Source organism: Microbacterium sp. CFBP9034, assembly GCF_034045255.1.
Lineage (GTDB): Bacteria > Actinomycetota > Actinomycetes > Actinomycetales > Microbacteriaceae > Microbacterium.
Genome location: NZ_JAXCWC010000002.1, coordinates 350826 through 371542, shown reverse-complemented (window position 1 = coordinate 371542; position 20717 = coordinate 350826). Strand labels below are relative to the sequence as shown.

Sequence of the window (20717 nt, the reverse complement as noted above, 5' to 3'; positions counted from 1 at the left end):
GCGCCCGCACGGACGATTCGTGCGGGCGTCTTCGCGTGCCCGACCGGCGGATGCGAGCGGGCCGTGGCGCCCGCATCCGCCCCGTCCCGCGGGCTGGTGCTGATAGAATCCCTACGCCAGCACGTCTCAGGGCGTCGCTGACAGCACTGGAAACCGCGCTCCACCGGACTCAATGGAGAGTCGCCTCGCCATGGATTCACCCGTCTTCGTCATCATCGCCATCGTGGCGGCCTGGCTCGTCCTCGCCGCTGTCGTCGCCGTCGTCATCGGCCGCACCGCGGCCGCCGGCGAGCACGCGCGCGAACTCGACATGATGCGACGTGAGCAGAGCGACGCGACCGTCCCGCCGGACGGTCAGCGGGTCCAGGTCAGTACGCGCCCTCGCTCTTGAGGACGGCCTTGACGGTCTTGAGAAGGATCGTCAGGTCGCCGGTCAGAGTCCAGTTCTCGACGTAGAAGAGGTCGAGTCGCACCGTCTCGTCCCAATCAAGGTCGCTGCGGCCGCTCACCTGCCAGAGCCCGGTGATGCCCGGCTTGACGAGGAAGCGGCGGTGCACGGCATCCGCGTACTGCTCGACCTCGCGCTCCAGCGGCGGCCGCGGGCCCACCAGCGACATGTCGCCGAGCAGCACGTTGAACAGCTGCGGGAGCTCGTCGATGCTGAAGCGCCGCAGGACCTTGCCCACGCCGGTCACACGGGGGTCGTCGCGCATCTTGAACATGATGTCGTTGCCGCGATTGGCCTGGGCGGCGAGCTCGGTGAGCCGGTCCTCCGCGTCGACGTACATGGAGCGGAACTTGAGCATGTGGAACCGCTCGCCGCCGAGTCCGATCCGCTCCTGCCGGAAGAAGACCGCACCGGGGCTCGAAGTGCGAACCGCGATGGCGACGCCGATGAGGACGGGAGCGAGCAGCAGGATCAGGATGCCGGCCGCCACGAGGTCGAAGGTGCGCTTGGCGTGCAGCTTGCCCCCGGTGTAGCGGGGCGTCTCGACGTGGACCAGCGGCAGGCCGGCGACCGGACGGGTGTGCAGCCGAGGGCCGCCGATGTCGGTCAGGCTGGGCGCGACGATGAGGTGGTGCCGGCCCGGCTCGAGCTGCCAGCTGAGCGACCGCACCATCGAGGGGCTGAGCTCGTTCGAGCTGCTGATGAGGACGGTGTCGGCGTCCACGCGCTGCAGCGCCTGGATCAGGTTGTCCACGGAACCGGAGACCGCGATGTCGGTGCCGGGGATGTAGTCCGCCACCCGGCCGGAGGGCGTGCACGCCCCGACGACGTGCAGGCCGGCGGCCGGGGTGCGCTTGAGGTCGCGGGCGGTGACGGCCACGGATTCCTCGGAGCCCACGAGGAGCACGCGGTTCGACATCGCACCCTGGCGCCGCTTGGCGACGAGCCAGCGCCGCCACAGCCAGCGCGAGGTGACCAGGCCCACCGTGACGGCGATCAGGCCGATGCCGAGGACGAACTCCAGACCGTCGACGTCGAGGATGTACGCCAGCAGCGCGGCGGACGTGAAGGCGAGGAAGGTGGACTGGACGATCGCCCGGTACTCCTGGCTGCCGACGCCCACCACGCGCGACGTCCGGCTGCCGGTGAGCGAGAGCAGCGCGAGCACCACGGCGCCCAGCACCACCACGACGGCCGAGATCGGCACCTCGGGGCCGAACGACTGCGCCTCGACGAGCTCAGGGTGGGGCACGCCCACGACCACGGCCGCCACGAGCGCGAAGACGACCGCGTTGTCGGAGATGACGAGGGTCCGCGCATAGCGCCGCGCCCACCTGGCCGACCGTGCCGGCGCGGGCGCCGCGACCTGCGGAACCGCCCTGTCGAGTCTGATCCGCTCGTTGTCGATCACCGTTGTCGCTGCCATCGCTCCACCACTTCCCAGTTCATCGGGTCTTGGAGAATGCGTCGAGAGGCGAAACAGGTCCGCCCCCCGTCGCACCCCAGAGACGGCCCCCGAGTTCATCTTGACGTTCTCATTCCAACTGCGGGTTACCGCAGTGTTACAGCAAAGGCAAACCTCGAGCCGCCGCGCCGGCGGATGCCGGCAACGGCCCGGAAAGACCCTCTTCCGGGCGTGCGAGGCCGTTCAGATTGCCCTGGGCGAGCTCGATCACGCGCGGCAGTGCTGCGCCGATCGCGGCCCGCGTCGGAGATCCGGCGGGGAGGATCGCCCTGAGCGCGGAGACGACCACGGCGCCGAACCCCGGCTCCGGGGCGACGCACAGCTCCGGAGCGGACATGAGCTCCATCAGCCCCTCCACCTTCCCCTGCGTCGCGAGGGTGATAGCGGGCGTGCCGTTCCACAGGCTCATGATCGCAAGGTGCATGCGTCCGGTGACGACGACGTCGGCGATCGCCGTCAGACCGCGCACCTGGGCGGGCGTGGGCAGCGTCGACGCCATGCGCACGCGCTCGGGACCCACCCGCTCGCGGACCGCCTGGCATGCCACAACATCGTCCGCGCTGGAGCGGGACACGTGCGGAAGGAGGAGGACCTCGTAGCCCCCGTCCCGCAGTTGGTCGATGATCTCCGCGTACTCCGCGGTCTGGTCGACCCCGTCGGAGATCAAGCCGCTGACGTTCACGATCGCGAGCGGGGCGGAGGTGGCGTACTCCTCGGCCCAGGTCGGGTCGACGGATGCCGCGGTGAAGACGATGTCGGCCACGAGGACCGCACCGGTGACGCCGTCGTTCTCGGCGCGCCGGAGCGAGACCGGGTCGCGCAGCAGCGGCACTGCGCCGCTTCGTGACGCTGCGACGAGCGCGCGCCGCGCCGGCGGACGGGCACTCCCGTTCCAGCTGAATCCGAGGATCCGGGTCGGGATGCCGGCCTCCGCTGCCGCTCCCGCGACCACCGACCGGTTGACGGAGGCGCGCAGCACGTAGCGGCCGTCCATGATGTCGGCGCCGACGATGGAGAAGTCGAAGGCCCGCGCGAGCAGTCGCGCGAGCTCGGCCACCTCCCGCCGGTGCGCGCCCCCCATGCCGTAGACGAGCTCGGGCATCGTGATGACCGTGATGCGGTCGGCATGAGCCGGAGGGATCGCGACGTCGTCGATCCGGCGTGCCACGACGGAGATGTGCCCGGTCGTCCCCTCGACGAAGGACTCGAAGAGCGCCTGGTCGCCGACGTTCCCCGCTCCGGGTGCCACCAGGAGCACATGGGTGTCCGCCGCAGCAGCCCCGGGGAACGCCCGCGCGAACGCCGCACGGTCTCGGGCTGCCGGGATGCCGCTGCGGATGACCAGGCTGCGCCAGGCCCAGCGGACGCGGGTCACGATCGAACTGCTCACGGATGCTCCTCCAACGGTCGTCATCACGCGGCGCACACGTCGGAGGCGCCGCTCCGTCGACGCATCTGGTCGACGGACAGGACGTCCACGGCCTGGCACCGAGTGTAGGCACCGCTCGATTTCCGCGACGTAAACAGTCGGTGCCGACCTCGTGAAGACGTCCGGGCGGCGAGCACGAGGTCGGTATCGTCGGCCACGGACAAGGTCGTCATTGCCCCAGCCCCTGATCCACGGAGAGCACACGATGACGACAACCGCCGCCCGTGATGCGCAGTCGATGCCCGCCGTCGACGAATCGGCCGCCAAGCTGGTCATCCAGCAGACGCTCGTCCCGCCCGACGGTCACACGAAGTTCGTCGACCAGATGGTCGGCATGGACAACCCCCGCGTCGAGCACCGCTTCTTCTCGTGGCCGCGCGCCATCCTCACCCGCTACGACGTGTTCCACGTCCACTGGCCCGAACTCACCATCCGAGCCAAGACGCCGACCAAGCGCTTCCTCCGCCGTCGATACCTGGACGTCTTCCTGCTCCGCGCGAAGATCCTGCGCACGCCGATCGTGCGCCACCTCCACAACGTGGAGCCGCACGAGCCGGGGAACGATGCGGAGCGCCGCTCGCTCGCACGGCTCGATCGGGCGACCGACCTCTACATCCGGCTGAACCCGACGACGGTGCCGCCTACGGACCGACCGGTGGTCACGGCCCTGCACGGGCACTATCGGCAGGCCTACGCCGCGCACCCGCTTCCGCCGGCCGAGCGCGGTCACCTGCTCTACTTCGGGATCATCCGGCCCTACAAGGGCGTCGATCATCTCGCTCGCGTCTTCTCGGAGATCCCGGACCCCGATCTCGACCTGCGGATCGTGGGATCCCCCAGCGTGGGGCAGCGCGAGATCGTCGAGGCGCACGTCGCCCGCGACCCGCGGATCTCCGCGCTGCTCCGCTACGTGTCCGACGCCGAGCTGACGCACGAGGTGGGCCGGGCCGAGCTCGCGATCCTGCCGTACCGCGAAATGCACAACTCCGGGGCCATCCTCGTCGCCATGTCGCTCGGCCGGCCGGTCCTCGCACCCCGGTCCCCCGCCAATTCGGCGCTCTCGGCCGAGGTCGGGCCGGGGTGGATCATCGAGTACGACGGCGACCTGACCCCCGCGACCATCCTGGACGCCCTCGCGGAGGTGCGCACCACTCAGCGGACCGCGCAGCCCGACCTCTCGGCGCGGGATTGGGATCACGTCGGGCGGATCATCGAGGGCGCGTACCGGACCGCCATCGCTCGAGCGCGCCGCCGATGACCGGAGGCACCACCACGGCGACGCTGGGCGAGTCCGCCTCGCGGGGAGCGGCCGTGACGATCGCCGGTCAAGTGATCCGGATCGTCGTGCAGCTCGGCGGCATCATGATCCTCGCGCGCCTGCTGACGCCCGCCGACTACGGGCTGCTGGCCATGGTCACCGCCATCATCGGGGTGGGCGAGCTGGTCCGCGACTTCGGGCTCAGCTCGGCGGCGATCCAGGTGAAGCACCTCACTGCCGGGCAGAAGAGCAACCTCTTCTGGATCAACAGCTCCATCGGAGCTGCGCTGATGCTGGTCACCATCGGCATGTCCTGGCTCATCGCCGCGTTCTACGGCGACGATCGCCTGCAGCCGATCGCCGCGGCGCTCTCGGTCACCTTCCTCCTCAACGGCCTCTCCACGCAGTTCCGCGCCGATCTGTCGCGATCGCTCCGCTTCGGCCGCCTGGTGGTCATCGAGACCTCGGCGCAGGTGATCGCGCTCGCGGCCGGGCTCGCGCTCGCCTTCGCCGGCGCCGGGTACTGGGCGCTCGTCGCCCAGCAGATCGCGCAGACCCTCGCGGCCATCGTGCTGCTCCTGATCCTCACTGGGTGGTTCCCCGGATGGGTCTCGCGGCGCGAGCAGATGCGCGGACTCCTCGCGTACGGGGTCAACATGTTCGGCACGCAGGTGCTGAACTACGCGAGCCGCAACGTCGACTCGATCGTGATCGGCGCGCGGTTCGGCGCCGCCGACCTAGGCCTCTACAACCGCGCCTTCCAGCTCATGATGCTGCCCCTCCAGCAGCTGAACGCGCCGTCCACCCGCGTCGCGCTGCCGGTGCTGTCGCGCATCCAGGACGATCGCGCGCGCTACGCCGCCTTCCTCACGTTCGGACAGTCGGCGCTGCTGACGGCGGTCGGGGCGCTGCTCGCGCTGCTGGGCGCACAGGCCGAGTCGGTCATCACCATCATGCTGGGCGACCAATGGCTCGAGACGATCCCGATCTTCCGCATCCTGCTGATCGCCGGCTTCTTCCAGGCCGCGGGCTACGCCGCGTACTGGGTCTTCCTGTCCAAGGGCCTGATGAGGCAGAACCTGCACTACGCGCTGGTGACACGACCGCTCATGATCGTCGCCATCATCGTCGGCTCGATCTGGGGCATGACGGGCGTCGCCATCGCCTATTCGGCATGCGCCGCGCTGATGTGGCCGCTCGTGCTCCTGTGGATCCATCGCACCTCCGACGCCCCGGCGGGCGCGCTCCTCGCCAACGGCGCCCGCGCCATCGTCGTGTACGGCACGGCGTGCATCGTCTCGTACTTCGCCACGATCGGCATCCCCTCCGGGCTGACCTGGATCCGGCTCCTCACGGGCACGGCGGTGCTGCTGGCATGGATGGCACTGGTCGCACTGATCTGGCCGCGATACCGCCGCGACCTCCTCTCCCTCCTCTCCGCCCGCAAGCTCCTCCGGCGTCGCTCCCGCACGGCGACGCCCGCCGAGCTCACGCAGCGCGAAGAGGACGTGGAGCGCGAGGACACCCTCGGCGCGCCGCACGGCATGGACCCGGGAGATGCTCCTCCACCCCCGGATGTACGTCCTGAAGGGACCGAAAGATGACTGAGAACCCCACACCCCCGCTCTCGCTGCTCTTCGTCGTGCCGTCGCTGCACGGCGGGGGTGCCGAGTTCGTCGCCCGGACCTGGATGGGATGGCTCGTCGAGCAGGGGCACACCGTGAGCGTGGTGACGACGGCCAAGGTCGCGGACGAGGCTCACCTCCCGGCGGGGGTCGCCGCGTACACCGTCCGCACCGCCAAGGGCCATCTGGCCAAGGCGCGGGCCGTGCAGGACCTCTTCGAAGTGACGGGGGCGGATCTCGCCGTCGGCCTCCAGGCTCACGCGAACCTCGTGCTGATCACGGCGGCCATGCTCGCTCGAGGCGCGGGGCCGCGCGTCATCATCAGCGAGCGCAACCTGGTGTCGCTGGGTCTTCCCGGCTCGAGCCGTGCTCACCGGGCCAAGGTGTGGATGGCGCGGCGACTGTACTCCCGCGCCGATCATGTCATCGCGATCTCGCACCCGGTGGGCGGCGAGCTGGTCGCCGGCTTCGGCGTGCGGGGTGACCGCATGACCGTCGTGGCGAATCCCGCCACGGCGAAGATCGGCGGGCGCGAGCGAGTGCCGCGGGAGACGGGCATCGAGAACGGCGTGCAGCTCGTCCTTCCGTGCCGGCTGGTGGAGCAGAAGCGACCGGAGCTGGCGATCGCGACGGCCGCCGAGCTCACCCGTCGCGGGATCCGGGCCGAGGTCGTCTCGTTCGGGGGCGGCCCGCTGCTGGACTCGATGGTCGCCGCGGCGAGCGCATCCGGCGTCACCTTCGTCAACCACGGGTGGGTGGAGGACTGGTTCGCGCACTTCGACGAGAACGCGGTCGTCCTGCTTCCGTCGGTGCGCGAAGGCTTCGGCAACGTCCTCGTCGAGGCGGCGGCCGTGGGCGTTCCCTCGGTCGCGGTCTCCGGCGCTCTCGGGGTCGCGGATGCCATCGTCCCCGGGATCACCGGGGAGCTGGCGCTCACGGAGCATCCCGCCGATCTGGCCGACGCGGTGATCCGGGCGAGCAAGCTCGAGGTCACCGGGATCGACGCCTGGCTCGACAGGTTCTCGGTCGAGTCGAGCGGACGCGATCTCAGTCGGGTCTTCGGTCTGGTGCTCGACCGGGCGGATGCCGCGTGACCGCGGGGTCGGGCATCGCCGGCGAGCGCGCGGTCTCCGTGATCGTGCCGTGCTTCAACGCCGAGGACTTCGTCGAGAGCGCGGTGGAGCGCCTCCTCCTGCAGAGCGACGTCGACATCCAGATCGTGATCGTCGACGACGGATCCTCCGATGGCACGGCGGCGATCGCCGCCCGCCTGGCTGAAGCCCATTCCGAGGTGGCTTTCGTGGCGCTCCCCCGGAACCAGGGAGTGGCGGCCGCTCGCCGGGCCGCGGTCACCGCGGCCAGCGCGGACTACGTCTGGTTCGTCGACGCCGACGACGAGTGGGCGCCCGACGCCGCCCGCGCGATGCTGACGGCGGCGATCGAGCACGACGCCGACGTGGTGTGCGCGAAGGCGACGGTGGTCGCCGAGCAGCGCGGCCCGAAGCCGGTCGGCGCGCTGCCGGCCGTGGCGACCACGTCGGGGGCGGCGGCCTTCCGGATGCTGCTCACGGGCGAGTTGACGGGACACCTGTGGAACAAGCTGTTCCGCCGGGACCTGCTCGACCGCATCGAGTTCACGCCGATCCGCCAGCACTCCGACCAGGCGATGGTGGCTCAGGCGCTCTCCCGTGCGACGACCGTGGCCTACCTCCCCAAGGAGGTGTACACCTACCGGCTTCGCACCGGCTCCATCATCCGTTCGGGGGCACGGCGCGCCGATTCGCTGCGCACCCTCGGGACGGTCGTCGGGCGGTGCATGGCCGCGATCGACGCGACGGCGCTGCGGAGTACGGAGTACCTGTACTACCGGGCGCGCTACGGCGCGCTGGCCCGGCTCAAGGACGCCACGAGCGGCGCGTACCTGGCCCGTGATGCCGAGGCACTCGTCCGCGAGGTGCGGGGCGACATGTCGATCGCGCAGTGGTGGGCGCTCGTCCGCCGCCGCGACGCGACTCGGATCGCCCTCTACACGCTGGGCTGGGCGAGCCCGAATGCGTACGCGCGCACGCTGGATCGCTTCGGAGGCCGGCTATGAGACCGACGCGCAAGCTTTCCGCGATCGTCGCTCATGCGTCATAGGCCAGAAACAGACGCCACCTACCTTTGGGACCACTGATCGCACGGACGATGACAGGCGACACCATGACCGAGACGACACGAACCCCGCTGATCACCAGCGATGTGCGCCCGAAGGCGTGGATGAACGTCGCCAAGGGTCTCGCCATGTTCCTCGTGGTGTTCTTCCACACGTATCTCTTCCTCGAGGCGGAAGGGATCACCGGGTTCCCCGGCCGGGCGAAGGCCGCGCTCGAGTCGTTCCCGATGCCGGCGTTCTTCCTCATCGCCGGGCTCTTCGCCGCGCGCGCCGGGAACTGGAGCTTCGTCGATTTGTGGAAGCGGCGTCTCGTTCCGATCCTCTGGCTCTACGTCGTGTGGTCCCTCATCAGGTTCGCGTTCTACGTCATCATCCCCGGCACGAACGGCGACCTGGGCGCCCTGGCCGCCACCGATCCCCTCAGCCTGCTCCTGCTCTTCGTGTGGCCGAGCAGCAGCTACTGGTTCCTCTACGCCCTGGTGTGGTTCACGTTCGGCGTGTGGGCGCTGAACCGGGTCCCGGTGTGGCTCAAGGTGTCGGCCGCGGCGCTGCTGTCGGCGGCGGTCACGTCGGGCTGGCTGAACTTCCACAACGTGGGCTGGAATCGGATCGCGGCGCTGTTCCTGTTCTTCCTCATCGGGGCGCTGTTCTCGCGCCAGATCCACGCCTTCATCGCGAACGCCCGGCCGTGGCAGCTGGGCGCCATCGCGACCGTCTACCTCGCGGGTGCGGCCCTCTTCGTGCTGCTGCCCGCCGTTCGCTCGGTGCCGTTCGCGGCCACCGTGATGCAGGTGCTCGCGGTCGCGGGCGGGTTCATCGCCTGCAAGTACCTCGCCCGCGTGCGACCGGTGGAGGGCGTGCTGTCCACCATCGGCGAGTGGAGCCTTCAGATCTACCTGATCCACCTGTTCCTCATCGGAACGATGGCCCTCATCATCGGCCTGCTCCTCCCGCCGGTCGACGGCGCGCTGGGCATGCTCATCACCGCCGGCTGCGCCGTCGCGGTCACCTACCTCTCGATCGTCCTCTCGAAGCTCACCACAAAGGTGCGGTGGCTGTACGTACCCCCCATGAGGAAGCGCTCGGCCACGCGGTCGCGCGCCGCGTCGAACTGACGCCCCTCCGGGATTCACGACATCCATCCCCTGAGCCGAAGCGAGAACCACCGTGAGCACCACCACCACCCGGTCCGATCGACGGCGCGGGGAGAACGCCCCGACCACTGACACCGCCTTCGCGACCGCGCCGCCGCGGCGACGCGCCCCGTACGGCGCTCGGCGCCCGGCGCCGATGGAGCGGCTCAACCGCCGTGGGACGGTCGTGCTCGGCGTGGGGATCGCCGCGCTCGTGGCGGGGGTCTCGCTGTCAGTCCTCGCTCCCCCGTCGATCCCGGATGCCGTGCTCGAGGCGCCGACGGAGACGGTCGCAGGAGTCGGCGTACCCGCCGGGGCCGCCACCCTCACGGCCACCCTCGATGGCCAGCAGGTGGTGCAGATCCTGCCCAGCGGCACCCCCGTCGGCGTGGCGGTGTTCTTCCACGGGCAGGGCGGCGACGCCGGATCGGCCGCCGAGACGGCGTGGATCGCACCGCTCGTCTCCGCAGGCTGGGTCGTGGCGACCGGCGATCTGCACGGTGACTCCTGGGGGTCGCCGACCGCGTCCAGCGATGTCATCGACATCGTCTCGTGGTTGACCGGTGAGACCGGGCTGGCGCCGCGCCTGCTCGTCTCGGAGGGGATGGGCGCGCTCGTCTCGCTCAACTCGCTGACACGCGGCGCCGTCGAGGCGGGCTGCTGGTACGGCGTCGAGGCGATGACCGACCTCACGGTGGCCTCGGACTATGCCGCCGCGACCGAGCTGATCGCCGACGCGTACCGCGGCCGACCGGGCGCGGCCGACAATCCCGTGGAGAGCACGGAAGTGCTCGGTGCCACCGGCAGCGCGTTCCGCTTCGTCGGGGCCGACGGCGAGGACACGTTCACCGCACGCAACTCCGGCGCTCTGGCCGAGGCGCTCACCGCCGCCGGCGCCTCGGTGTCCATGGGTGAAGTGGGCGTCGACGAGCTCGGCGCCGATCTGGTCGAGTTCGCGGGAGGGTGCGCGACGTGACCGGTGCGCGGAGCATCTCGCGTCGTACCTACGCGCTCCTCGGAGGCGCGGGGGTCGTGCTCACCGCGCTCGGCACCCTCGTGGCGATCCGGGCGGGCTTCGACGTCGTGTCGATCGTCGGCGCGACCTTCGCGCTCGGACTGGTCGTCACGCTGTTCCTCCTCCCGGTCCACTGGCTGCCGGCGACCTCGCTGCTGATCCTCGCCTTCGTCCCCAGCCGGTTCATCCCGAACGACGGCCCCTTCCGGGCGCTCACGCCGCTCACGCTGATCATCGTGATCTGGGTGTTCCGTCGCCTGGTGCTTCGCCAGGGGCCGCCTCCCGGCCGCTACGACCTGCCCGCGTTCGAGGGCCGCGGCATCCGCCTCTTCGTCTACATCCCGGCCGCCTTCGTCCTGCTCTGGGTGCTGTTCTCGCTGTCGACCACGATCGTCCCCTCCATCAGCATCAGCTGGAGCATGAGCTTCCTCACCGCGGTGATCGCCCCGATGCTCGTGCCGGATTCGAGAGCCGAGGGAATCCTGCTGCGCCGCGCGCTGGTGTGGTCGGGCGCGATCCTCGGCGGCTACGCGTTCATCGAGATGGTTCTGCAGAGCTCGCCGATCTACGGCACCCTGTACAACGCCATCGGCCGGCTGAACACCGAGCTCGACAGCTGGTCGGTCTATCGCGCGGTCGCGTCCTTCTCGCACCCGCTGTTCGCCGCCGCCTTCTTCACCATCCCCGCCTCGCTGTCGATCGCGGACTGGATGCGGTCCGGGCGGGTCCGAGACCTCGCCTTCGCCGGACTCGCGACGCTCGGAGTATTCGCCACGGTCTCGCGCGGCTCTCTGCTCGCCGTGGCGGCGGCGGCGGCCTTCGTGTTCGTCTGCTCGCTCTTCGACCGCGCGGTGCGGGTGCGCGCGCGCATGCTGGGGTTCGCGGTGATCGGCCTGCTGGGCGTCGTCTTCGCGGCCAACTTCGGCCCCCTGCAGGAGCGCGCCGACTCGATCGAGGCGGTCCGCTCCAGCGCGACGCGCGATCTCGGCGTCGTCATCGCGCTGAGGACCGCCGAGCACTTCGGCTGGCTCGGCTCCGGCCCGGGCACCTCGGGGATGGCGGCCGACATCTACGACGACGTCATCATCGAGAACTCGGCGCTGCAGCTGCTGGTCAGCCTCGGAGTACTGGGACTGCTCGCGATCGCGGCGCTCCTCGCCGGGCTGGTGGTCAACGCCCTGGGCCATCGCGACATCGGCGCCGGCGCGGCCACCATCGCCCTCACGGTCTCCTTCGTCGGATTCAACGTGATGGACGCCGTCTACTACCTGCATGCCCTCGTCGGCGTGATCGTGCTGCTGAGCGTGAGCTCGTACCGGCACCCCGACCCACTCGTTCCCCCGCCGGGCTCCGCCCTGCACCGCCCGGCCACCACACCGCTCTCGCCTGCTCTCGGCACCACCGGAGGATCACCATGGACCTGACACGCTTCTACCGCATGCTCAAGAAGAGCTGGCTCGTGCTGGCGGGGCTCGCCCTCGTCGGGGGCGCGATCGGCGCCGTCGCGGCCTACGCCACACCCGCGTCGTACACCGCGACGGCCCGCTTGTTCGTGTCGTTCGAGTCGCCCGCCACGGCGACGTCGGGCGACCTCGTCCAGGCCAACAACTTCGCCATCCAGAAGGTCTTCTCCTACGTCGAGGTGGTCGATTCGCCCGCCGTCCTCGGCCGCGTCGTGGAGGATCTTGGCCTCGCGGTGACCCCGGCCCAGCTGGCCATGAGCGTCAGCGCGACCGTGCCCATCAACAGCGTGGTGATCGAGCTGTCGGCGTCGGCGGCGAACCCCGCCGATGCGACCGAGCTGGTGACCGCGACGGCCGACAGCTTCACCGACTACGTCGTGAACACCCTCGAGTCCCCGGCGGGTGGGGGCCCCGGTCCTGTGAAGATCGTCGTACTGCAGCCCGCCGTCGATCCCCTCGCCCCCTCCAGCCCGAACCTGATCACCAACGTCGCGGTCGGCATCTTCGTCGGCCTGTTCGTGGCGCTTCTCATCGTGCTGCTGCTCACCCTCCGCGACAAGCGCCTGCACTCCCGAGCAGATGTGGAGCGGCTCGGGCTCGGGTACCTGGGTGGCGTGCCGGAGTTCGGCCGCGGCGCGGATGCCGACCACCTCGCTCTGCGAGATGCTCCGGACTCGCCGGAGGCAGAGGCCGTCCGGCGGCTGCGCACCCGGCTGGCGCTCACCGCGGACAGCGGGCGCACCGTGATCGGCGTCGTGTCGACCATCGGCGGAGAGGGCGCCTCGACACTGGCCGCGAACCTCGCCGCGTCGTTCGTGGAGAGCGGATCCTGCGTCGCCGTCCTCGACGCCGACGTGCAGTACGGCCGCCAGCGCGACCTGCTCGGCATCCCGACGCGCACCAGGGACGAGGCCCTCGTCGATGCCGGCGAGTCGAAGATCGTCCTCGTCGACGCCCTCGCCGACGCCCGCAGCGGCGACCTCGACCAGGAGGACTTCGCCCTCTCGGTCTCGGCGCTCGCGCAGGCGTTCGACGTGGTCATCGTGGACTCGCCGCCCGTTCTCCGGTCCGTCGATTCCCTGATCGCGGTGGTCGCTGTGGACCGCTGTCTGCTGGCCGTCGCCTCGGGACGCGTCGACACCGCCGAGGTCGCGTCCGCCGTGGAGACGCTTCGCGGCATCGGCGCGTCCCTCGAGGGCGCCGTCCTCACGCGCGTCCCGCGGGCGGGCATGGATGCCGACCCCGCGGTCGCCGTCACGCCGCACGCCCGCACGCTGACCTGACCTGACCACTCGTCGAGAGGACACGCCATGCCCCGCCCCCTCCCCCACCTGGCACCTGAGACGCCCCGGAAACTCCTCCTCGCCGCGTCGACGGGCGGACACATCGCCCAGCTGTCCCGTCTGGCCCCCGGCCTCGGGGCAGACGACGATTCGCTCTGGATCAGCTTCGACGCGCCACAGACCCGGTCGCTCCTCGCCGGGCGCCGCACGCTCATGGTCCCCTACATCCGGCCCCGCGACTGGCGCTCGACGGCCGAGGCGTTCCGCCTGATCAACGCGGCACTCGCGAGCGAGCGCTTCGATGCGGCCGTCAGCACAGGAGCCGCTCTCGCTCTTGCGGCGCTGCCCGCCGCTCGCATGCGCGGCATCCCCACCCTCTACATCGAGAGCGTGTCCCGGGTCCAGGGGCCGTCGCTCAGCGGACGGGCGCTGTACGCGCTGCGGACGACGGAGATGCGCACACAGCACCCCGGCTGGGCCCACGGCCGGTGGGGCGTTCACCCCAGCGTGCTGGAGACCTTCGACTCCGAGCCCCGTGGGACAGCTCCCGTGCAGCCGCTCAAGATCTTCGTCACGCTGGGAACCATCGAGGGATACCGGTTCGATTCGCTGGTCGACGCCGTTCTCGCCACCGGTCTGGCCGGCCCCGACACGACCTGGCAGCTCGGGTACACCCGACGAGACGACCTTCCGGGACGAGTCGTCCAGCAGATGGATGCCCAGGACTTCGAGATGACCGCCCGGGAAGCCGACCTCGTCGTCACGCATGCGGGGGTGGGGACCATCCTCGGTCTGCTCGAGATGGGGGTTTACCCCGTGGCGGCGGTGCGGCGCTCCGCCCGCAGCGAGCACGTGGACGACCACCAGGAGCAGATCGCGGCGCTCCTGCGCCAGATCGGCATCGGGTCTGCGCTGGAGGTCGAGGACCTCGACGCCGCGGTGCTGCTCGAGGCCGCGTCGCTGCGCATCGCGTCCGGCACGCAGACGCGCGATGAGGCGGGTGCCGGCCGGTGAGCGTGCTGACCAGCCGGGCGCGCCCTGTCGCGCCCGGCACCACGACGCCTCCGCAGGTGTGGCACGTCGGCCGTCGCGGTGAGGTGGCGGGCGGCATGACGCAGGTCGTCAACGCCTACCTCGATTGGCCGTTCGAGCACGTCGACGTCCGGCTCCTCCCCACGCGCAACGGCGGCATGGGGCCGGCCGCGCTCGCGCTCATGCTCGCGGCCGCGGTGCGGATGCCGTTCCTCGGGCGCCGCGACCGCACCGTCGTGGCGGTCCACCTGTCGCAGGGCGGCTCGTTCATCCGCGAGGGCCTGCTGCTGCGCTGGGCGTCGTGCCTGGGCTACGGGACGACGGCGCACCTGCACGGCAGCACCTTCGTCGACTTCGCCCAGCGCTCCCCGGCGCTCGTCGCCAAGACGCTGCGCCGCGCAGACGTCGTCGTCGCCCTCAGCCAGATCACGATCGCCGAGGTGACCCGTCTGGCACCGGACACGCGCGTCGAGTTCGTCCAGAACGCCGTGCCCGCCGGCGCGCCCTCGAGCAAGGAGCGGCTCGTCGTGTTCGCCGGCGCCGTCACCCGCCGCAAAGGCGTCGATGTGCTGCTGGAGGCCTGGCGGCGACGCGACCCGGCGAACGGCTGGACGCTGCATGTCGCCGGGCCCGCGGTGGAGCCCGAGCTGCTCGACGACCTGCCCGCGAACGTCGTGATCGCCGGGTCCCTGCCGCACAGCGAGCTGATGTCGCTGCTCGACAGGTCAGCGGTCGCCGTCCTCCCCTCCCGAGATGAGGCGATGCCCATGTTCATCCTGGAGGCCCTCGCGCGGCGCAACGCCGTCATCTCGACCACGGTGGGCGGGATTCCGGGGGTGCTCGGCGGCGGTGCCGGCGTCATGGTCTCGCCCGGCGACGTGGACGCCTTCGCGGCCGCGCTCGACGCCGTCACGGCGGACCCCGAGGGCCTCGAGCAGACCGCCGCGGCCGGTCACGCCCGTTACGTGAGCGAGTACGCGGCCGCGACGGTCTATCCGCGCGTCGAGGAGCTCTGGCTCAGCACACTCCGCGGAGCCTGATCGCTCACGGTCGGCATGTGACGTTCGACAGCGGGGTCGGCGAAACGACGGAGTTCGAGCAGTACACCGTCGGCGCGATGGCGGGCCAGGACGGCTTGTGCACCCAGATGCCGAGCGAGGGCGACCCGGTGATCGCGTTCCCGACGAAGACGTTGCCGTCGCCCGAGCCGTCCTCGCTGAAGATCACGGCCAAACCGTAGCCGCGGGCCGCCGCCACGCTGTTGTTGGAGGTGTACCACTCGTCTCCCTTCACCAGCACGACCCCCTTGGAGTACTCATCCATCCACGCACTGCCGCTCACCCGGTTGCCCGCGATGGTGCCTGAAGAGGTGCCCTCCTTGGCCTCGATCGGCTGTGCGCCGGTCTCCGAGATGCTGTTGTCGATGACGTGGACGCGTGTCGTGGTGTCGGTCTGGCAGGAGTTCTGGCTGCAGAGATTGTTCCCGGACGTTCCCACGTAGACGCCTTCGCCATAGCGCGGCTCCACCAGCCCGGCGCGCCGGATGGTGCTCCCGATGATGAACGAGTCGGCCGTCTGCGTGCGGAAGTGGACCGCCTCGTAGCCGACATCGGTCACGGTGATGTTGCGCAGGGTGATGCGCTTGCCGGTGATGACCATGACGCCCTTCTGCGAGTCGGCGAACGACAGTCCGTGGACGACCACGTTGGCATCGCCCGTCAGCATCAGCGCGGATCCGGTGTCCCTGGCGCCCGTCGTGAGGACGGCGGTGCTGGGACCGCAGATCCAGATGCGCTTGGCTCCACCGTCGACGCTTCGCAGCTTGAACTGGCCGACATAGCGTCCGGGTGCGAGCACGATGACGGCGCCGGGGGTCGCGTCGAGCAGCGCGGCGGTCAGTTGCGGGGCGGTCGAGACCCGGACCGTCGCAGCGGGGCAGCGCTCCGTCGCGGTGATCTCACTCGCCACGACGCCGCTGCTCGGAGCGCTGGCCGTCTCGGATGCCTGGGTCGTCATGGCGGACCGCGCCAGCCACGGCACCGCCGAGACACGGTACTCGTAGGGCTCTCCCACGACAGCGGTCTCGTCCCGGTACAGGGTGGTCGACAGCGGCACGGTCGCGACCACGGACGCCGCCCCGTCGGGGTCGACGCGCACGACGGAGTAGCCCGACGCGCTCGACGAGGTGATCGGATTCCACGAGACGGCATAGCCGCTGGCCAGCGCACTCACGCTGACGCGCGTGGGCTGCTCGCTCGTGCTCGAAGCGGTCGCACTCGAGGCGGTGGAGGTGTCGAACGAGGCGGTAGTGGTGTCGAACGAGGCGGTCACCGCGGTCGCGGCATCCGGATCCCCCTCGATCTGCCCGCGAGGCGCGGGAGACAGCGCGATGCTCGTCACCACGACGGCGACGACGGCAGCGCTTGCGGCGATCAGACCCAGGAGTTTTGGCGCGATGGGTGTCATGTGGCGAGCATTCCCTCTCGTCGACGTGCGTTCACTGATTGGTGCCATTGTGTCGGCGCGCGGGGTCGTGAGTGTAAATTCTCGGAGCCCGCTCTGTTAAGTCTTGTGGATCCGGCGCGATGACCGGCGGCCGCGCCGAGATAGTGGAAACGCGGCGGAACCCACTCCGTGGCCCGCGCGAATCACACGATTGGAGTCCAGTGGAATCTCAGGACAAGGACGGCCTCACCCGACGGCTCTTCCTCTCCGGCTCGGCGGCAGCGGCGCTCGGCGCGGCCACCGGAGCGCTCGGCGGCGGTGCGGCGGCGTCGGCTGCCGACTACTCGAAAATCCCCAAGCTCCCGGGCGAACTCACCCGGGCGGCCACCCTCTATACCCGGGCCGGCAACCCCTACGAGATGATCGACGTGGTCATCCAGGGCGACCGGACGCGGCTGTTCGTGCCCCACGCATCGAAGCCCAGCAGAACGGCGTGGGTGCCGGTCGTCTGGTTCTACCACTCCAACGGGAGCAGCTACTCCGCCCTCAACACGGCCTTCAACTCGGCCGCGGAGCCGACGGTGGACTTCGGCGCGATCTCGATCTGCCCGAACAACGGCGGCGCCTCGGCCTGGGTGTCGCCGGCCGCCATCGCCGCGCAGCGCAACGCCGTCGCGTACATCACGTCGCTCTGGCGCCCCTTCTACAACTTCCAGCGGGCGAACTCCGGGGGCGGCGCGCTGATGTCGTGGGCCTACTCGAACAGGATCATGGACCGGATGTCGGGCATGTACATGGCGAGTTCGGTCTACGACGTGTGGGACGCGTACGTCAGAGCCCCCGAGAAGGTCGGCCCCGCGTACGGCTACGACGAAGCCGTCATCCAGGCGACCAACCCCGCGAACCGTCCGCAGTCCTCGTGGACGGGCACGCGCATCCGTTGCTCGTACAATCCCGCCGACCAGGTGGTCCCGCCCGCGCAGAACGCTCTCGCGCTGATGAATCTCGCCGGCCCGGTGGCGACGGAGGTCTCGTCGTACATTCACGCGGGCGGGGAGACCACCGGCGGTCACGTCGTTCCGAGCGCGGTCGCCGGCGACATGCTGCTGACGTTCAAGCGATGGGCGGGCGTCTAGCCGCAGATCGACGCAGGAAGCCCCGGCTGCGCCGAGCAGCCGGGGCTTCCGCCGTCAGCGCGCCGCGCGCGCACCCATCCGCGACTTGAGCAGGAGCGCGGGCCGCTCGACGAGGAAGTAGCTGGCCGTCGAGAGCGCCAGGGTCCCCGCGAGGACGATCACCACGTTGGCCAGGAACGCGCCCAGGGTGTCGCCGGGAACCACCAGGCCGTGACGCAGCACGAGCCAGATCACGCTCATGTGCCAGAGGTACATACTGTACGAGACGAGGCCGGTGTACCGGATCGGGCCCCAGTCCAGCGCCCGGGCGAAGGCGCCGCCGGCTCCTGAGCGCGACGGGCAGGCCACGAAGAACAGGAGCGCTCCGCACGCGGCGGCGAAGACGGTGTCCTCGAACACGCCCAGGTCGAGGACGCGGGCGGTGATCGCGGCGGCGAGACCGCCCGCCAGGATGCCCCAGCGCCACGGCCGCAGGTGCGCCGGGGTCTCGTGGGTCTGCCGGAAGTACTCGAGCAGGACGGCGGCCGCCATGCCGAAGGCGAACTGGTCGGCGTGCATCAGGAAGCTCCGCGCGAGCACGGCGGACCAGGTGCCACCCCACCCGGCCACGAGCGCCTCGTCACCGGTCAGCCCGGCGTACAGCGGCGCGGACAGCGCTTTCGTCGTGACGCCGATCACGAGCATCACTCCCGCGGGGGCGAACGCCGCGAGCAGCCCTCCGCGGCGCCGGAGCGCCCAGACAGCCAGGAAGAGCAGCGGCATGACGACATAGAAGACGAGCTCGACCGTGAGGCTCCAGGCGACGCCGATGCCCGTCTGCACGCCGAATGGCACGAACGTCTGCAGCATCGTCGCGTTGAGCAGCAGCAGCAGGGGGTCGCCGAGATACCCGACCCGGTCGCCGCGGGCCGAGTCCGCCACCGTCAGCGGCGCGGTGTTGGCGGTGGCCAGCACGAGGGAGACGACGAGAAGCACCACGAGGTAGGCGGGGTAGATCCGAAGAGCGCGGTTGACCGCGTACTTCGCGAGGTCGGGCTTGCGGGTGCGGGTGAGGAGGGCCAGCGCGAAGGGCCGGTAGAGGAGGAATCCCGAGAGGGCGAAGAAGAGGGTCAGCCCGTAGGCGAGCAGCGGCAGAACCGGCGCGAGGGCGCCGAGGTCGGCATCCGCCGCCGTCAGACCCTTCACGTGGGATACCAGCACGGCCGTCGCGGCGATGCCGCGCAGCCCCTCGATCCCGACGATCCGCCGGCCCCACGAGGGCTCCACTTCGACGATGTCGAGGTGGCGCTGATTCGGATCGGTTCCGGCTGGCACGCTCCGCAGTCTAGGAAGGGCGCGTGTCGAGCATGTAACGCTCAGGGGCCGAGCGGTGAAACCTTTCGGCGACGCCACAACTACACCCGCAAGTAACCTCGCCGTAACAGCGGCTGGGTAGGAATGGACCTACTCAACGGGCGACGGCGCTCGGTCCCACTCACCCACTCTGAGGAGACCCATGCGTCTTTCTGTCATCGGCTGCGGATACCTGGGCGCCGTCCACGCCGCAGCAATGGCGTCGATCGGCCACGAGGTCGTCGGCATCGACGTCGACCAGCGCAAGATCGACGCGCTGTCGAAGGGGCTCGCACCGTTCTTCGAGCCGGGGCTGCAGGAGATCCTCACCGAGGGGATCGCCTCGGGCCGCCTGAGCTTCACGACGGACATGGGCGCCGCATCCGGCGCCCAGGTGCACTTCGTCGGCGTCGGCACGCCACAGCAGAAGGACGGGTACGCCGCCGACATGACCTACGTCAACGCGGCGGTCGACGAGCTGATCCCGCACCTCAGCCCGGGAGACATCGTCGCCGGCAAGTCGACCGTCCCCGTTGGCACGGCCGCCACGCTCGCCGAGCGGGTGACGCCCACCGGCGCGACGCTCGTCTGGAACCCCGAGTTCCTCCGCGAGGGCTGGGCGGTCCAGGACACCGTCGACCCCGACCGTCTCGTGGCGGGGGTCCCCGCTGGTCCGGACGGCGAGCGCGCCGCCGACATCCTGCGCGAGGTCTACCACCCCTCGGTGGCCAAGAACACGCCGTTCATCGTGACGGACTACGCCACCGCCGAGCTGGTCAAGGTGGCGGCCAACGCCTTCCTCGCGACCAAGATCTCGTTCATCAACGCGATGGCGGAGATCGCCGAGGTGACGGGTGCCGATGTGACGCAGCTCGCGGACGCGATCGGCCACGACGCCCGCATCGGACGTCGCTTCCTCGGAGCGGGGATCGGGTTCGGCGGAGGCTGCCTGCCCAAGGACATCCGCGCGTTCGCGGCCCGCGCCGAGGAGCTCGGGCGCGGCGAGTCGGTCGGCTTCCTGCGCGAGGTCGACGCGATCAACATGCGCCGCCGCGATCGGGCGGTCGAGCTCGTCGTGAACGCGATGGGCGGCTCGGTGTTCGAGAAGAAGGTCGCCGTCCTCGGTGCCGCCTTCAAGCCTCACAGCGACGACATCCGCGACTCCCCCGCCCTGGATGTCGCGGTGCGCCTGCACGGCCTCGGCGCCGATGTCATCGTGACCGACCCTGCCGCGATCGAGAACGCGCGCCGTATCCACCCTCAGCTGTCGTATGCCGAGGAGCGCGACGACGCCATCCGCGACGCCGACGCCGTCGTGCTGGTCACCGAATGGGACGAGTACCGCCGCGAGCTGCCGGCCGAGCACGCCTCCACGCTCACGACGGGACGCATCGTCGTCGACGGACGGAACGGGCTGGATGCCGACGCCTGGCGCGCCGCGGGCTGGACGTACTACGGCATGGGCCGTCCCTGACCGGGGCAGTGGTGCACAGCCCGA

At 70.4% G+C, this 20717-nt stretch carries 17 protein-coding genes; 13 read left to right on the top strand and 4 right to left on the bottom strand.

The features are described 5' to 3' along the window. The first annotated feature begins 190 nt into the window (after positions 1-190). Positions 191-391: a hypothetical protein gene (locus tag SOM19_RS12935; protein ID WP_320487011.1), complete on the top strand. Its 201-nt coding sequence runs from the start codon at positions 191-193 to the stop codon at positions 389-391. Here the strand turns inward: SOM19_RS12935 and SOM19_RS12930 are convergent. Beyond that, positions 369-1874, bottom strand: a complete 1506-nt coding sequence (locus tag SOM19_RS12930) for a sugar transferase (RefSeq protein ID WP_320487010.1) — start codon at positions 1872-1874, stop codon at positions 369-371. The genes SOM19_RS12935 and SOM19_RS12930 overlap by 23 nt on opposite strands. Before the next feature lie 136 nt (positions 1875-2010). After that, the gene (locus tag SOM19_RS12925; protein ID WP_320487009.1) at positions 2011-3303 is read right to left on the bottom strand and encodes a polysaccharide pyruvyl transferase family protein; all 1293 of its coding nucleotides are present in this window, start codon (positions 3301-3303) and stop codon (positions 2011-2013) included. A 244-nt stretch (positions 3304-3547) separates the two neighbouring features. Between SOM19_RS12925 and SOM19_RS12920 the strand changes: the two genes are divergently transcribed. From SOM19_RS12920 to SOM19_RS12875, 10 genes are all read left to right on the top strand, one after another. Beyond that, positions 3548-4600, top strand: a complete 1053-nt coding sequence (locus SOM19_RS12920; protein WP_320487008.1) for a glycosyltransferase — start codon at positions 3548-3550, stop codon at positions 4598-4600. Beyond that, positions 4597-6204, top strand: coding sequence for a lipopolysaccharide biosynthesis protein (locus SOM19_RS12915; RefSeq protein WP_320487007.1), 1608 nt, complete (start codon positions 4597-4599; stop codon positions 6202-6204). Before SOM19_RS12920 ends, SOM19_RS12915 begins: the two co-directional genes overlap by 4 nt. After that, complete coding sequence (locus SOM19_RS12910; RefSeq protein ID WP_320487006.1) at positions 6201-7319, top strand: glycosyltransferase family 4 protein; 1119 nt, start codon at positions 6201-6203, stop codon at positions 7317-7319. Before SOM19_RS12915 ends, SOM19_RS12910 begins: the two co-directional genes overlap by 4 nt. Further along, positions 7316-8320 carry a glycosyltransferase family 2 protein gene (locus tag SOM19_RS12905; protein WP_320487005.1) on the top strand — a complete coding sequence of 335 codons (1005 nt, stop codon included), beginning with the start codon at positions 7316-7318 and terminating at the stop codon, positions 8318-8320. Before SOM19_RS12910 ends, SOM19_RS12905 begins: the two co-directional genes overlap by 4 nt. Positions 8321-8427: 107 nt before the next feature. Then, positions 8428-9495 carry an acyltransferase gene (locus tag SOM19_RS12900; protein WP_320487004.1) on the top strand — a complete coding sequence of 356 codons (1068 nt, stop codon included), beginning with the start codon at positions 8428-8430 and terminating at the stop codon, positions 9493-9495. A gap of 52 nt (positions 9496-9547) precedes the next feature. Beyond that, positions 9548-10489 carry a hypothetical protein gene (locus tag SOM19_RS12895; RefSeq protein WP_320487003.1) on the top strand — a complete coding sequence of 314 codons (942 nt, stop codon included), beginning with the start codon at positions 9548-9550 and terminating at the stop codon, positions 10487-10489. Next, entirely contained in the window at positions 10486-11952 is a 1467-nt protein-coding gene (locus tag SOM19_RS12890) for an O-antigen ligase family protein (protein ID WP_320487002.1), read from the top strand. Before SOM19_RS12895 ends, SOM19_RS12890 begins: the two co-directional genes overlap by 4 nt. Then, entirely contained in the window at positions 11943-13274 is a 1332-nt protein-coding gene (locus SOM19_RS12885) for a Wzz/FepE/Etk N-terminal domain-containing protein (protein WP_320487001.1), read from the top strand. Before SOM19_RS12890 ends, SOM19_RS12885 begins: the two co-directional genes overlap by 10 nt. Positions 13275-13301: 27 nt before the next feature. Beyond that, positions 13302-14288 carry a glycosyltransferase gene (locus SOM19_RS12880; RefSeq protein WP_320487000.1) on the top strand — a complete coding sequence of 329 codons (987 nt, stop codon included), beginning with the start codon at positions 13302-13304 and terminating at the stop codon, positions 14286-14288. Beyond that, positions 14285-15346, top strand: a complete 1062-nt coding sequence (locus SOM19_RS12875; protein WP_320486999.1) for a glycosyltransferase family 4 protein — start codon at positions 14285-14287, stop codon at positions 15344-15346. Before SOM19_RS12880 ends, SOM19_RS12875 begins: the two co-directional genes overlap by 4 nt. Before the next feature lie 4 nt (positions 15347-15350). Here the strand turns inward: SOM19_RS12875 and SOM19_RS12870 are convergent, their stop codons facing one another. After that, a complete protein-coding gene (locus SOM19_RS12870; protein WP_320486998.1) occupies positions 15351-16772 on the bottom strand; it encodes a right-handed parallel beta-helix repeat-containing protein in 1422 nt (473 codons plus the stop codon). A gap of 200 nt (positions 16773-16972) precedes the next feature. Between SOM19_RS12870 and SOM19_RS12865 the strand changes: the two genes are divergently transcribed. Continuing rightward, positions 16973-17887, top strand: coding sequence for a hypothetical protein (locus tag SOM19_RS12865; protein WP_320486997.1), 915 nt, complete (start codon positions 16973-16975; stop codon positions 17885-17887). Between the two features lie 54 nt (positions 17888-17941). On the opposite strand, the gene SOM19_RS12860 is transcribed toward SOM19_RS12865, so the two are convergent. Further along, positions 17942-19201: an acyltransferase family protein gene (locus SOM19_RS12860; RefSeq protein WP_320486996.1), complete on the bottom strand. Its 1260-nt coding sequence runs from the start codon at positions 19199-19201 to the stop codon at positions 17942-17944. A gap of 181 nt (positions 19202-19382) precedes the next feature. Between SOM19_RS12860 and SOM19_RS12855 the strand changes: the two genes are divergently transcribed. Continuing rightward, the gene (locus SOM19_RS12855) at positions 19383-20693 is read left to right on the top strand and encodes a UDP-glucose dehydrogenase family protein (RefSeq protein ID WP_320486995.1); all 1311 of its coding nucleotides are present in this window, start codon (positions 19383-19385) and stop codon (positions 20691-20693) included. Positions 20694-20717: the final 24 nt, after the last annotated feature.

Coding starts and splice junctions, on each gene's coding strand:
- SOM19_RS12935 (WP_320487011.1), top strand. CDS start 191: ATGGATTCACCCGTCTTCGTCATCATCGCCATCGTGGCGGCCTGGCTC.
- SOM19_RS12930 (WP_320487010.1), bottom strand. CDS start 1,874: ATGGCAGCGACAACGGTGATCGACAACGAGCGGATCAGACTCGACAGG.
- SOM19_RS12920 (WP_320487008.1), top strand. CDS start 3,548: ATGACGACAACCGCCGCCCGTGATGCGCAGTCGATGCCCGCCGTCGAC.
- SOM19_RS12915 (WP_320487007.1), top strand. CDS start 4,597: ATGACCGGAGGCACCACCACGGCGACGCTGGGCGAGTCCGCCTCGCGG.
- SOM19_RS12910 (WP_320487006.1), top strand. CDS start 6,201: ATGACTGAGAACCCCACACCCCCGCTCTCGCTGCTCTTCGTCGTGCCG.
- SOM19_RS12900 (WP_320487004.1), top strand. CDS start 8,428: ATGACCGAGACGACACGAACCCCGCTGATCACCAGCGATGTGCGCCCG.
- SOM19_RS12885 (WP_320487001.1), top strand. CDS start 11,943: ATGGACCTGACACGCTTCTACCGCATGCTCAAGAAGAGCTGGCTCGTG.
- SOM19_RS12880 (WP_320487000.1), top strand. CDS start 13,302: ATGCCCCGCCCCCTCCCCCACCTGGCACCTGAGACGCCCCGGAAACTC.
- SOM19_RS12870 (WP_320486998.1), bottom strand. CDS start 16,772: ATGACACCCATCGCGCCAAAACTCCTGGGTCTGATCGCCGCAAGCGCT.
- SOM19_RS12855 (WP_320486995.1), top strand. CDS start 19,383: ATGCGTCTTTCTGTCATCGGCTGCGGATACCTGGGCGCCGTCCACGCC.